Origin of the sequence: Bacillus sp. es.036 (assembly GCF_002563635.1) — a bacterium.
Taxonomy (GTDB): domain Bacteria; phylum Bacillota; class Bacilli; order Bacillales; family Guptibacillaceae; genus Guptibacillus.
In genome coordinates, this window is the sequence record NZ_PDIZ01000001.1 from 1,335,130 (window position 1) to 1,349,346 (window position 14,217).

Genomic DNA, 14,217 nt, shown 5'->3' on the forward strand with positions numbered 1-14,217 from the left:
TCTAGCGTGCAAACTAGAGCAGAAGGAGGGCGAACTTATTGGACTGGTTATCTGTGTTCCCTTTTATCGTAGTGATAATGGTTGCGATGAAAACTAAGCTAGTGATTCCAGGTCTTACAGCAGGACTGTTAACGGCCTCATTTATTTATAAACCGGGCGTCATTAGTGGTTTACAGCAGTTTTATGAGTTTATCATGAGTGGTCTTAAAGATGAGAATAACGTTAAAATCGTTCTTTTTCTCTATATGTTTACCGGATTAATTGGATTAATGAAATATACAGGTGGAATTAAAGGGTTTGTTCATCTAGCATCTTCGAAAATCAATACAAAAAAAGGAGCATTGTTTCTTACTTGGATCTCGACAATTGGAACCTTTAGCGCTCCGAGCTTTCGCATTGTAACAGTAGCACCAATCATGAAAGCTCTTCTAAATAAAGTGAAAATCACGCCTCAGGAACTTGGATTTGTGATCGAGACGACTGCCACTCCAGTGATTGTATTGATGCCAATTGCGACTGCTTTTGTTGGATACATGTCGTCTGTTGTTCAGCTTTCTTTAAAAGCGGAAGGCATTGAAGGTGATGGTTATCGTTATTTTCTTCAAAGTATTCCGTATAACTTTTTTTCCATCAGTATCATTCTAATCGGCTTTTATTTAAGCTTTTTTCATCACAGCAAAAAACAAGCGACTGATGCAGGGAATCAAGAGAAGGAGCTAGATGATCAGTGGGAGGACTGTCATCCAGCCGTAGCAAAAGACCTTCCAAAAAAGCCGTTCAACTTATTACTGCCGCTTGGAGGAGTCATACTGTTAACTCTTTTTCTTACGTATTGGAGTGGGTATGAAAAAGGCTTTACCTCCTTACTTCAAGCATTCATTGAGGCGGATGTGCTTGATGCCATGGTATTTGCTCTATTAACAACGGTGCTACTTACATTCCTTTTTTATTTATTCCAGCGTTTCTCCTTAAAGGAACTCGTGACTTTCTTTATTGAAGGAGGAAATGAAATGATGCCGGTGATCATATTGTTAACGGTTGTGTGGGGGCTCGCTGCCTCAACTGAAGCGCTTGGATTTTCAACATTTGTCACATCTAATCTTGATTGGATTCCATCGTTATTCGTTCCGCCTGTTTTGTTTCTTGTTGGTGCGTTTATTTCTTATTTCATTGGTTCGTCGTGGGGAACTTGGGGGATTTTAATGCCGCTTGGTATTTCGCTTGGTCATTCAACCGGAACCGATCTTCCTCTCGTCATTGGAGCCGTATTTGCGAGCGGTACATTTGGAGCTTTTTCTTCACCGTTAAGTGATAATACGAATACAATAGCGAGAATTTTAAAGTTAAACCCGATGACATATGCTAAATTTAAACTAACTCCTGCACTTATTGCAGCAGGGACGGCTGCAGTAGGATATTTTATTATTTCTTTTGTGATTTAGCTTGAGCACTTTTCTATTGACAACTGTTTTAATACCATTTATTATTGAGATTAACTTAATAATCCTTTGTTTAAAGGATCTTCTTATTCAGAGAGGTGGAGGGACTGGCCCTTAGATACCTCGGCAACGGACCAATGAACATTTTGTTCATGCGGAACCGTGCCAATTCCTGCGGCGAAAGTCGGAAAATGAGAAGAGGCTCGGTATATCCAAACCCTCTTCTGTTCGGGCAGATGAGGGTTTTTTGTATGCATCCTCATCTGGAAAATTGTTTTAGTAGAGGGAGTGAACGATCTTGCATACACTAATGGATAACGAAACTAGAAAACAGCAACTTATTAAGACCCTTCTCCAAAAAGGAATCTATAAGAAGGGTGCCAAACAGCTTTATATGTTAACACTAAATGAACTGGAAAACATATATGATCGATCTGAAAAAATCAATACGATAACTGGAAACGGAGTGGTCAAAGTGGAGCAAGCAACATTTGCAGCAGGGTGCTTTTGGGGTGTAGAAGCACTATTTCAACAATTAAACGGCGTTATTTCGACAACAGCAGGATTTACTGGTGGTGAAACAATTAACCCTACGTATGAAGATGTTTATTCTGAGTTAACAGGTCATGCAGAATCCGTGCAAGTTGAATACGATCCTTCCCTCATTTCTTATGAAGAGCTCGTGGAAGTGTTTTTTGAAAATCATAACCCAACTTCTTTAAATAAACAGGGAGAAGATATCGGAACCCGCTATCGCTCAGCGATCTTTTTCCATTCTAATGAGCAGGCAGAAATTGCATTAATTGCAAAAGAAAATCTTGAGCGTTCAGGGCGTTTTAAGAAACATGTTGTTACTCAAATTGTTCCGATCACTTCATTTTATCGTGCAGACGAATATCACCAAAGTTATCTTGCTAAGCGTGGACAGTCTTCTTGTAAAATTTCGTAACACAAAAAAGCTTTTCCTCAATAGTATGAGGAAAAGCTTTTTTAGTTTGGTTGGTTTACACCGATTTGATCAAGAAAAATCTTTCCTTTTGGAGAGGCGTTAAACTCAAACGTGATGGAGTCGATCTCATCTAGCTTCACAAATCTGTTTTCCTTCTTGAAAAGTTGTATCGGAATGTTAAACGTTTGGAGTACGGGTTCGGTAGGTTCACCGTAACGCCGTTCTTCAAAAAAATTTGTTTTCGTATGCTGAATAGGGAGTGCCCCGTGCATTGGCATAATATCACTTAACAATACGCTGGATGACTCACCGTTGGCTGAGCTTACAGTTACCCTAAAATCAACCGGCTGTTGATCTTCTGCTTCCGATACGTTTGCTGCAGTAAATGTTAGTGCGCTATTCGGTGTGAAATGATATGGATCTTGTAACGGTTTCGTGAGATCTAGTGAGTAAGATGCATTTTTTGAATAGGATTGATCCCATTTCAAAAACACACCGTGAGTTCCTCTTTCCTTATCTCTACGAAATTCAAGTTCCCCTTCATACCACTGAATAAAGCTATTGGCTTCTATATCAATAAAAGGTGATGTTGCGGTTAGCACGTTCACATCTTCCTCAAAGTCACTGAATATATGGTAGGACGGATCTTCGTATTTACTAATATAAGTTGTCTTGGGTAACCACTCAAGTGCATAGCGGTAATCCTCAAACATTGGCTGATAACGATCATCTTCATGAAGAGTTGCCTCTAGAAAACCGGATACGTAAGTGCTTGCAATCTGACGCTGCTCATCGCCTTCAAGTAAAGGCTGTTTATTTAATAGTAATGTAAAAGGGAAGTACGTATCATTTTCTCCCCAGGTGGTGTTAAATTGTCCATGATTAGCACCATCAATATAAAGAGACGATTTCATCGCATTTTCGCTACCTGTTAATTGAATACCGTTATATTGGCGATCTCCTTCAAATTCAGATAAGTCACTATCATAAGAACCACCAAGTAATAAGTAATTTACATCATCAACTTCAATTTTACGATCAGAGAGAGTTTGATAATCGGTTGGAGCCAGTGCAATTACGGTTTCAATCTTGTAGTTAAAGTCAAAACGCATGTTAGCATTGTTTGGATAGCGATCGAGTTCATTGAATTTTGTCGCAAGGATAGCTGCTTGCCCCCCGCGAGAGTGACCAATTAACGCAATGTGATCCATATCAACTTTATTGAAAAATTGGGTATCTTGTTGTGTCGATAACGATTCAATTTCTTCAATGTGTTTTAGTAATAACCAGGCTCGGCCATTAATATCTCCTGATACACCGCCTGACCAAGAAGAGTTGAAGAAATTTTCATCAACTGATATGGTTAAAAACCCTCTACTTGCAAGCAGCTCTCCTAAATAATTGTAGCCTTGATCTGAAAAATCTTCCATTTTATGATTTCCATGTACGATAAGAACGAGTGGGAAAGGACCTTCACCTTCTGGCATAAATACACGGCCATTTAGTGGAACGTTAGCATCTTTAAAACCCCAAAACCATTCCCGTTCTTTAGACCATTCTCCAATCATGCTTGAAGCATTAACGGACCTTGTTTGGAGGTCGACTTCATTACCGAATTCGTCTCGTTGCTTATCAGTTCCACTTCCGTATGTAAACGTATTTACTTCAAGCGCACCATATTCCGATGGGTTTTGACTGACGGTGGAAAATGGCTCAACGGTGTTGGCGAGGCGCTCATCCATGGTACCAGGGGTAAATAGCCAGTAACAAAAAATGCCTGTTACGAAAACCCCTAAAAGTAGCATGATGATTGAAAGTGGTTTCTTCAATCCAGTAGTTAGCGGGTATCCAAACAGTACTCCAGTAATAACGCCAATAGCAACTAAGAGATAGGCAAGGGGGAGAATGTTCTCAAGACTGCGAAATTGATCTAACGTGTAAATCGTGATTGTAAGGGAAATACCTAAACTAGCGATGAAAAGAGTAGGAAGTTTTTTAACTCTTTTTATAAACCATTCTCCCATTTTCACGGCTACCCATGTTCCAATAATAGCTATTAGAAAGAAAAGAAAGAGATCTACTAATTTTCCGAGTCCAGTATGAAAATCAAAACCGATGGCGAAGATTAGAAGCATTGTGATTAATGTGGCACCATAGGAAGCGCCTTTCCAACTCGCATTAAAAAAAGACTGTACAGGCAACCTTATGCGCGTAAATAGTTTTTTTACTTTATTCTGGTTATGCGTCTCTTTACGTGTCTTTCCGTACTCTGGTTCCTGTTCCACGCGAATCCTCCATTTCATTATTCACTTCTTTTATTATAGCAAATACATAAAGAAGAGAGGGAAATCATAATGGCTAATCCCCATTCATTTAATTGTCAAATCGAAATCAGCAAAGTATTTGATTCTTACTTAGATAAGTCGTACAATTAACATAACGCTTAATGTGAAGTATTTCACAAACGTGCGTTTGTGATTGAGATGAAGGTGGGGATAAGGTGAAGAACGAGCTTAAAGCATATGGTTCAGATTTTAAAATTACGCACCTCTTGATGATTTTAGGCGCGCTTTTAATAGGTGCTTCAATTATTGCACAGGCCTTTCTTACAGTAGAAATTGTAAACAACGTTTTTGTTGATAAAACAGCCTTTGAAGAAAACGTGCCTTTTCTTATTAGTTTGTTACTTGTGTTGATGTTGCGACCATTCTTATCTTACTTAATGGGCAGAGCAGGAGTAAAGATGGCTGCTACAGTAAAACAAAGAATTCGTAAAGCGCTATTAGACAAATTTTCGCGGGAAGCGCTACTAACTTCTCATCAAGGGCAATCTGGTCAGAAGGTGAGCGTCTTGCTTGATGCAGTTGATGAGATCGATGCTTATTATAGTAAATACATTCCACAAGTGTTCAAAACAGCCGTGATCCCAATTTTTATTTTAGTTGCTGTTTCTACTCAGCATCTCGAAACAGGACTAATCATGATGGTAACAGCACCATTCATTCCAATATTTTATATAATTATTGGGATACGTACTCAGAAAAAATCTGAAGAGAAGCTTGAACAAATGACTGTTTTTTCTGGACGCTTTTTAGATACGATCCAAGGATTGACTACGTTAAATTTGTTTCGGCAGTCAAAAAAATACCGAAACATTATTAAAGAAAGTAGCTTAAACTACCGTGACGCTACAATTGAAGTATTAAAAGTTGCTTTCGTTTCCTCTTTAATGCTTGAGTTAATTTCTATGCTAAGCATCGGCATTATTGCGCTTGAAATCGGTCTTCGTCTCATTGTGTTTAACAGCATGTCTTTTGCAACGGCATTTTTTCTTCTTATCCTTGCTCCAGAATTCTACCTTTCATTAAAAGAACTAGGCAGTGCATTTCATACTGGGAGAGGGAGTATGAGCGCAATGAAAAAGGTAAGTGAAGAACTAGGTCGTGAGAGCGAGGAAGTGACATGGGGAGATCGGTTTATTGAAAATAGAAAAACTCCACCAAAGATTGCTTTAAAAGACGTTTCTTATCAGTATAAAGACAGTGGTTTCTCTTTATCATCTCTAAATATAACTATTGAACCTTATCGTCAGGTAGCGGTAATCGGGCGAAGCGGGTCTGGTAAGTCAACGTTTTTGCATATGATTGCCGGGTTGCTACCACCACAACAAGGTGAGATTGCGGTCGATGATCATTCCATGACAAGTTTAAATGAAGGTAGTTGGTTTTCACAGGTTAGCTATATCTCTCAGCATCCGTATATATTTACAGGGACGATAGCTGATAACATACGTATCGGATCAAAGAATGCTAGCCAATCTGAAATTGAAGATGCAGCGGTAAAAGCTGGTATATCAGCATTTGTTGCTACACTAGAACAAGGTTATGAAACGATCATTGGTGAATCGGGTCGCGGTTTATCTGGAGGAGAAAAACAGCGTCTGGCACTGGCACGTGCTTTTTTAAAGAAGCCAAATGTCATTTTGTTTGATGAGCCAACAACCGGACTTGATTTATATACAGAGAAAGTACTTCAATCAGCGATGAATTCATTATCTCAAAACGCTACAATGATTACAGTGGCGCATCGACTTCATACCATTCGAAAAGCCGACCATATCATTGTGCTCGATCAAGGAAAGATGATGGCTGAAGGCACTGACAAAGCACTTTATGAGTCAAGTGAATTATACCGGGAGATGGTAAATGTTCAAACAGAGGAGGTAACCTTATGAGAGAAATAGCATTTGTTTGGCGTGAAATGCTGACCGAGAAAAAAGATATCCTTCTTTCCATCTTATTTGGCTTTATTGCTGGTATAACAGCTGTTGCTCTTTTTGCTGCAAGTGGCTACTTAATTTCTAAGGCAGCATTGTCGCTACCTGTTTTCGCATTAGCCATCTTAACAGCTGTCGTGAAATTTTTCGGACTTGCTCGTGCAGTAGGCCGTTACTTTGAAAGAATTTATTCTCACCGCGCCACATTTTCAATCTTAAGCAACATGCGCGTATCATTTTATAAAAAGCTTGAACCAGTTGCAGCGAGCTTAACTCAGAAACACCGAAATGGAGAATTGCTAGGGCGAATCGTAGGAGATATTGATCGGCTTCAGCATTTTTATTTGCGTGTCTTGTACCCACCGATCGTATTTATTCTTATTTTCCTTGTTACCATTTGGTTTACATTATTCTTTTCAATTAAAATTGCCGGTTTAATGCTGTTAGGTGTTTTTCTTACTGGGATAATAATTCCTGGTTACTTCGCGTGGCGTATTCGAAAAAAAGATCAGGCCGTTCGTGCACTGAGAGGAGAATTTGCAGCTGATTCGGCTGAGTTCTTCAATGGCTATCGTGATTTGAAAATCATGAGAGAAACCGCTAAGAGGAAAGAAGAGTTGGAAGCAAAATCAAGCGCTACTTTGAAGGCAGAAAGTAAAGAAAGTAAGGCGGAAGTTTTTCATCAGGCGGTTAACTCATTTATCTCTTTATTTGTCACATGGTGTGTCATAGTGGTGGGGGCCTATCTTGTGACAACTGGAGAATTGGATGGAGTATTTCTCGCCATGCTTGTCCTTATCTCCTTAACGTCGTTTGAGAATGCGGTGCCGATGGCGATCGTGCCAGCTTATTTACAAGATAGCATCGTAGCATCCAAAAGACTTTCAGATGTACAAGCTGTCACTTCGAATAACATAAAGCAAACAGTAAAGCTTTCAGAAGATAAACCATTTTCGCTATTAGCGAAAAATGTAACTTTCTCATATCCAGGTGAAGAAAGAAAAGCACTGAAACATGTATCCGTTCATATCCCAGTAGGGGGGAAAACGGCGATCGTTGGGCCTAGTGGTTCTGGTAAGTCAACGCTTTTACAACTTTTCCTTAAGTTCTATGAGAGCGGGGGACTAGAAGTGAATGGTGATTCGACTCAAACGCTATCACAGGAGCAAATTTGGTCAGAAACAAATGTTGTCCTTCAACAAAACCATTTTTTCTCAGGCTCTATTCGTGACAACTTGAAACTCGCCGGAGAGACGTTAACCGACGAACAGTTAACGAATATCCTTGCTATTGTTCAACTCCATCATCTTTCTCTTGATTACGAAGTTCATGAAAAGGGTGCCAACCTATCCGGTGGGGAACAGCAGCGTCTTGCCATTGCAAGAGCTCTGTTAAAAGGAAAGCGTGTCTGGTTATTAGACGAGCCAACTTCCTCGGTAGATCTTTTGACAGAAAGATTAATCCTTAACCATTTATTTGATCGAGCCAAAGAAGATACGCTTCTTTTGGTCAGTCATCGACTGAACAATCTTGAAAAGATGGATCAAATTATCGTGATGGATTCAGGTGAAATTGTTGAAAGTGGTACGTACAAAGAATTGATGAAGAGTAAGGGATATTTTTATCAAATGAGAGAAATCGAGAAAAGCGTTCTTGTGTAGACTTAGCTTCCAATATGCTGCCATGTAGCAGTTAATTGGAAGCTTTTTATTATTTATTATAAAAAAAGAGGATAAGTATCCTTTTTATGGAATTTTGTAGAGATAAGTAAAAAGGAGGAGTTCTCTTGTTAAATAACGTGTGTGTCATAACAATCAAAGTGTCGAATATGAAAGAATCTTTAGCGTTTTACACTGGAGTACTAGATTTTAAAATTTCAAAAGAGTACGGACCGAACATTGTGAGTCTTCAACATGAGTCGATTCCGATCGTTCTCGAAGAAGAGTCTCAAGAAACTGTAAAAAACAGCGTTCTGATAGCGATTCAATCAGATAATATCCATCAAGATTTTCAGTGGTTTAAAGATAAAGAAGTATCGATTTTATCGGAAGAGCCAGAACCTTGTCCACCGGGTTTGTTTTTTGTGATAGAAGATCCGTCGGGGAATCAGATCGAAATACTTCAATTTATGAATTGATTGGTTACATAAATGGTATTTAAATCATTTGTTTGGCGCTCTGTTTCTCAATTTCTGTTAACATCACTGGGGATTCTATTAATAGGATCCTTACCTTACCTCTTTTTTAATATGAAGAGCCAACTTGAAATATTGAAGATGATTGATCAAAAAACGCTATCAAACACGCTTTTTTTATATGATACCATCGTATTTAACGTGGAAGCTTATGTAAATCAACTTGTTCATACAATCAAGGTATTGTTTAACGGAAATATGCTTGACTATTACACAAGAGGAAGAAATGTACCATTATTTCCTGATTTGTGGCATGCCTATAAACTTTCTATGTCTTACTTAGTCGGATCCTTAATCATCTCTGTGTGTGCAGCGATAGTACTCACGATTGTAACCATGGTGTTTCCGAAACGAATGAGAGGTTATCTAAAAGGCTTTTTCTTTCTTATTGAATCCTTACCTGATATATTCGTTATCTTACTTGCTCAGTTAGGTGTGATTTGGATTTATAAACAGACAGATCTTCTTCTATTCAATGTAACAAGCGGGTTTAATGAAAATGCAATCGTTTTACCGATTCTAATTCTATCTTTACTTCCTTCTGTTTACATTTATAAATACTTATTACTCTCCTATGAAGAAGAAGAAGTAAAGCCCTATGTTGTACTGGCAAAAGGTAAAGGAATTGATCACTTTACAATTCTACTAGTACACATGTTTCGGAATGCAATGGTGTCATTATTTCACCATTTTAAAGGGATTTTTCTCCTTGCTCTAGCGAACTTGCTTATGCTTGAGTTGATTTTTGACATGAATGGTTTAATGATGTTCATTTACAAACATGGAGCCGTCAATACAGAAATAGTGACGCTTTCTCTATATATGATTTTTTTACCATCTTTTATTCTTTTTACCTCAATTGAATGGTTGATTAAACGATGGACGGCAAAGCGAGAGGGGGCAATATGAGAAAAGATTCACTTTTACGAAATGGCCCTTTTGTCTTCGGTGTTGTTTTTTTATTACTCCTATCACTAAGTAGTTACTTTTACAGTTTTTACAGTTTAGAAGTTCATCCTGATAAAATGCTTTATGATAAAAATGGAAATGTTATGGCATTAGCACCATTTGCTCCTTCGCTCAACTTTCCACTTGGAAGTGATCTTGACGGCAATTCGTTTGTATTTAAACTAATAGAAGGTGCTAAATATACGATTGGGTTATCCCTTATCGTTGCCTTTTTTAGAGTCGTCTTTTCATGTATGTTTGGCTATTTGCTTTATCGTATGCCTTTTTCATTAAGAAATTTATTTGGTGGCCTTTCGAACGTGTTTCATTATGCCCCTGTTACGATTTTTACTTATATCCTTATCGCACCTGTCATATTAACGTTTAGTTGGAGCTATGATGTTTCTACGAAAATCATTTTTCCAATGTTGATATTGATTGGTATTAGCATTCCTGTTTTAGCTCTTTATGTACAAAATGAATTGGATTCCATATCTACAAACGAGTTTATAGATAGTGCAAAAGTATTGGGAGGAAGTAGGTTTCATCTTTTAAGAAAACATCTAGCCCCTTTTATGTATCCGAAGTTATTGCTTCTATTTGTGCAGCAGGTAGGTCAAGTACTCATTATATTTGCCCATCTAGGACTATTAAATGTTTTTATCGGAGGCACGGATGTAAGGGTGATGGATGTTGATTTTAAAACAGGCGAGACGACAACGGAATCCTTTTCGATGACGAATGAGTGGGCCGGTTTGATCGCTCAAAACTTCCAGTATGCCCAGTCGTTTCCTTGGATGGTTCTAGCACCAGTATCTGCTTTTGCACTATCCATTCTCGCAATTAATAGTATTGTTTACGGATTAACGAATCGCAAAACAGTTAAGAAAGGTGTTGGCAAAAAGAGTCTACCTGAGAAAACGGCCATTCTTAAACAAACTCACTTTGAATTAAATGGAGCAGGCCATTCATCAAAACAAGGTTAATACTATCCGATACGATCACTTGTACGCTATACTAATAGCTAGCGTATTTTTTAGAGAGAGGGATGTTACGATTGGCCGTTTGTATTATCGCCGAAAAGCCAGACCAGGGAACGCGCCTTGCAGCGCCTTACCCAACTGAAAAAAAACAAGGATATTTGTACATAAAACCAAACCCGGACTTTCCTGACGGAGCTTATATGACATGGGCGGTGGGACACTTATGTGAACTTGTTTCGCCTGAAACCTATGAATCTTCATGGAAGAAGTGGTCTCTTCAAACACTTCCTATGATTCCAAACCAATTTCAATATCAGGTAACGAAAGGAAAATGGAAGCAGTTTAACGTGATTAAAGAACTAGTCAATAAAAAAGATGTTGGCTCAATTATCCATGCTGGAGATGCTGGAAGAGAAGGTGAGCTGATCGTTCGAACGATTTTGAATCAGGCTCGTTGTAAAAAGCCGATGAAGCGGCTTTGGATTTCTTCCTTAACTGAGCGTGCTGTAAGGGAAGGATTTCAATCTCTGTTAGAAGAAGAAGAGACTCGTAATCTTTACTATGAGGCTTATGCTAGATCATGTGCAGATTGGGTGGTTGGCATTAATGCTTCGCGTGTTTACACGCTTCTTTTTAAACAGAAGGGTGTTCAGGATGTGTTTTCTGCAGGGAGAGTTCAAACGCCTACACTTGCGTTAGTTGTGCAAAGAGAGAAAGAAATCGCGGACTTTAAATCAGAGCCATTCTGGGAAGTTAAGGGCACGTTTGACTATAACGGAAAAATCGTTGTAGGTAAGTGGATTAAAGACGATCAAACGAGGTTGCAATCTCCCGAAATGGCGCAGGCAGTCGCTCAATTTTGTAACCAAAAAGACTGCATTGCAAGTGAAGTAAAGAAAGAAAGAAAGCAATACAAGCCTCCTTTTTTGTATCAGCTTTCTTCTCTTCAATCGACTGCGAATAAACGATACAAATTTTCGCCGAAAAAAACGTTGGACATTGCGCAAAAGCTTTATACGAAAGGGAATATTTCTTATCCACGAAGTGATTCTAGCTTTGTTACGAAGGATGAAGCGGCTGAATTTCCATCCATTTTATCAAAGCTACAAAAACAAAGTGCTTATCAAGATTATTTTCCATTAAAACGGGAGTCGATCTTAACTGACAAGAGGTTTGTCAATGCGTCAAAAGTAAGTGACCACTATGCGATCATCCCAACAGAACAGGTCCCAAACCTTGATAAACTGTCAGGTGATGAGGCAAAGATTTATGATTTAATTGCAAGAAGTTTACTTGCGGCGCACGAAGAGGCCTCAATCGTTGATTATACGACTTTATTCACGCTTGTCGATCAGCGAGCTTTGTTCCAATCAAAAGGGCAGGTTCGCGTGCAAGAAGGTTGGCAGCGAATCATACCATCGACTCAAAAAGATGAGGAACTACCTGCTATTGAGCAGAACGAGCAAGGTAAGGTGCTTTCAGCAGAAGTAACAGAGGGTAAAACCCAGCCGCCAAAACGATTTACTGAAGGTCAGCTGATTACAATGATGAAAACGGCTGGAAAGCATCTTGACGATGAGTCATTAGAGAAAATCCTTAAAGATACAGAAGGACTAGGAACAGAAGCAACGAGGGCGGGCATTATTACGATGCTGAAAGATCGGAAATACATTGAAGTTGTTAAGAACCAAGTATTCGCAACAGATAAGGGAGTTCTTTTAATTGACTCCATTGGGGACGCTGTTCTTTCAAGTCCAGAAATGACGGCGAAGTGGGAGCAGCGGCTCAAACAAATTGGTAGCGGTGAAGCGTCACCCCAAACCTTTATGGAGTCTGTTAAGAAGCTTGCAGCGAAACTAACATCAGATGCGATTGAATCTTCAGCTTCCTGGGATTTAAAGGATATAAAAATAGAAGCCCAACCTTCAAAAAAATCAATAGGGAAAAAGATCGGTATATGCCCGCTCTGTGGTTCTGATGTACTTGATAAGGGGAAGTTGTTTGGATGTAGTAGCTATTCTAAAACAAACTGTGCATTTACAATTTCTAAACGTATTCTGGGGAAACCTATTTCACAAACCAATGCAAAGAAAATTCTAACAGACGGAAAATCAAATGTAATTAAAGGATTAAAAAGTAAAAAAGGCACATTCGATGCAGCGCTCGTTTGGAGTGCTGAAGAAAAGAAACTAACATTTGAATTTGAAAAGAAGTAATTTGAAGCATGCCTCTACTAAAGGCATGCTTTTTCTATTTGGAGATAGGGCTGATCTTAAATATAAAAATAATCAAAATAATTGTTGTATATATATTCTTAAATATGTATAATCATTCAATAAGAACAGTAAGAGGGAGTGGAAATAGTGAAAGCAAGTATTGTCGGTGCTAGCGGATATAGCGGCCTTGAATTAATTCGCTTATTGCTTAGTCACCCTGAAGTAGAAATTAATACAATTGTATCTCCATCTAATGCTGGAACGAATGTACATGATGTTTTCCCACATCTCACGAATATCCAAGTAAGTCAGTTCGAAGCGCTTGATGTAGAGGAGCTTGCTTGCGAATCAGATGTGATCTTCTTTGCAACACCAGCTGGCGTGAGCGGCCAATCTGTTCCTTTACTGCTAAATAAGGGTGTTCCAATCATCGATTTATCCGGAGACTTCCGATTAAAGAATGGGGATTTATACGAAAAATGGTATAACCATTCCTCTCCGCCAGATGGAGCTTTAACAGAAGCGGTATATGGATTATCGGAATACTATTCAGAGGACATTAAATCCGCAAACTTAATTGCCAATCCGGGATGTTATCCGACGGCAACGCTACTTGGACTTCTTCCGATCATTCAAAAAGGATGGGCTGATCCATCGTCTTTAATCATCGATGGAAAGTCGGGACTTTCAGGAGCAGGACGTAAAACGAGTCTTACAGCCCATTATTCTGAAGTTAATGAGAATGTATCAGCATATAAGTTAGGCAAACATCAGCATATCCCTGAAATCGAACAAGTGATTTCGAATCAAATCGGTGAAAATGTCAATGTATCGTTCTCTACCCACCTCGTCCCGCTTACAAGAGGGATGATGTGTAGTATGTATGTAAATCTATCTCATGATCGATCTGAAGCAGAAGTGATTGATCTTTACCAATCAATCTATGAGGATCATCCTTTTATCCGCGTGATGCCTGAAGGTAAATGGCCCTCAACAAAAGGTGTTTCCGGTTCTAACTACTGTGATATTGGTCTTTCTGTTGATCCGAGAACAAATCGCTTAACGATCATCTCGGTGATTGACAATTTGATGAAGGGTGCCGCTGGTCAAGCTGTACAAAATATGAATCTACGATTTGGTTATCCTGAGACAGCAGGTCTTAGTTTATCTCCAGTATTTCCATAAACCTACTAAACGAAAGGGTTGAATGCA

Annotated in this window: 10 protein-coding genes and 1 riboswitch; of the genes, 9 read left to right on the forward strand and 1 reads right to left on the reverse strand. The window is 38.9% G+C overall.

Translation table 11 applies throughout. The features are described 5' to 3' along the window. Positions 1-77: 77 nt before the first annotated feature. Entirely contained in the window at positions 78-1,442 is a 1,365-nt protein-coding gene (locus ATG70_RS06975) for a Na+/H+ antiporter NhaC family protein (RefSeq protein WP_098445746.1), read from the forward strand. A gap of 80 nt (positions 1,443-1,522) precedes the next feature. Beyond that, positions 1,523-1,637, forward strand: a riboswitch (SAM riboswitch). Between the two features lie 100 nt (positions 1,638-1,737). Beyond that, on the forward strand, positions 1,738-2,388 hold the full coding sequence (gene msrA / locus ATG70_RS06980) for a peptide-methionine (S)-S-oxide reductase MsrA (protein WP_098443615.1): 651 nt from the start codon (positions 1,738-1,740) through the stop codon (positions 2,386-2,388). Between the two features lie 41 nt (positions 2,389-2,429). Here the strand turns inward: msrA and ATG70_RS06985 are convergent, their stop codons facing one another. Further along, on the reverse strand, positions 2,430-4,673 hold the full coding sequence (locus ATG70_RS06985; protein ID WP_179886211.1) for a hypothetical protein: 2,244 nt from the start codon (positions 4,671-4,673) through the stop codon (positions 2,430-2,432). Between the two features lie 215 nt (positions 4,674-4,888). Between ATG70_RS06985 and cydD the strand changes: the two genes are divergently transcribed. From cydD to argC, 7 genes are all read left to right on the forward strand, one after another. Beyond that, positions 4,889-6,622 carry a thiol reductant ABC exporter subunit CydD gene (gene cydD, locus ATG70_RS06990; RefSeq protein WP_306472691.1) on the forward strand — a complete coding sequence of 578 codons (1,734 nt, stop codon included), beginning with the start codon at positions 4,889-4,891 and terminating at the stop codon, positions 6,620-6,622. Next, positions 6,619-8,325 carry a thiol reductant ABC exporter subunit CydC gene (gene cydC, locus ATG70_RS06995; protein WP_098443617.1) on the forward strand — a complete coding sequence of 569 codons (1,707 nt, stop codon included), beginning with the start codon at positions 6,619-6,621 and terminating at the stop codon, positions 8,323-8,325. Before cydD ends, cydC begins: the two co-directional genes overlap by 4 nt. Positions 8,326-8,450: 125 nt before the next feature. Beyond that, on the forward strand, positions 8,451-8,801 hold the full coding sequence (locus ATG70_RS07000; RefSeq protein WP_098443618.1) for a VOC family protein: 351 nt from the start codon (positions 8,451-8,453) through the stop codon (positions 8,799-8,801). A 138-nt stretch (positions 8,802-8,939) separates the two neighbouring features. Further along, entirely contained in the window at positions 8,940-9,767 is an 828-nt protein-coding gene (locus tag ATG70_RS07005) for a hypothetical protein (RefSeq protein ID WP_142329563.1), read from the forward strand. After that, positions 9,764-10,792, forward strand: coding sequence for an ABC transporter permease subunit (locus ATG70_RS07010; protein WP_179886212.1), 1,029 nt, complete (start codon positions 9,764-9,766; stop codon positions 10,790-10,792). The genes ATG70_RS07005 and ATG70_RS07010 overlap by 4 nt, the downstream gene beginning before the upstream one ends. A gap of 62 nt (positions 10,793-10,854) precedes the next feature. Continuing rightward, positions 10,855-13,005 (forward strand): DNA topoisomerase III, encoded by a 2,151-nt coding sequence (locus tag ATG70_RS07015; protein ID WP_098443621.1) that lies wholly within the window; start codon positions 10,855-10,857, stop codon positions 13,003-13,005. A gap of 147 nt (positions 13,006-13,152) precedes the next feature. After that, positions 13,153-14,190 (forward strand): N-acetyl-gamma-glutamyl-phosphate reductase, encoded by a 1,038-nt coding sequence (gene argC / locus ATG70_RS07020; RefSeq protein ID WP_098443622.1) that lies wholly within the window; start codon positions 13,153-13,155, stop codon positions 14,188-14,190. Positions 14,191-14,217: the final 27 nt, after the last annotated feature.

Bases quoted from the DNA above. Each gene is read 5' to 3' on its own strand.
- ATG70_RS06975 (WP_098445746.1), top strand. From the start codon at position 78: ATGGTTGCGATGAAAACTAAGCTAGTGATTCCAGGTCTTACAGCAGGA.
- cydC (WP_098443617.1), top strand. From the start codon at position 6,619: ATGAGAGAAATAGCATTTGTTTGGCGTGAAATGCTGACCGAGAAAAAA.
- ATG70_RS07005 (WP_142329563.1), top strand. From the start codon at position 8,940: ATGATTGATCAAAAAACGCTATCAAACACGCTTTTTTTATATGATACC.
- ATG70_RS07010 (WP_179886212.1), top strand. From the start codon at position 9,764: ATGAGAAAAGATTCACTTTTACGAAATGGCCCTTTTGTCTTCGGTGTT.
- ATG70_RS07015 (WP_098443621.1), top strand. From the start codon at position 10,855: ATGTTACGATTGGCCGTTTGTATTATCGCCGAAAAGCCAGACCAGGGA.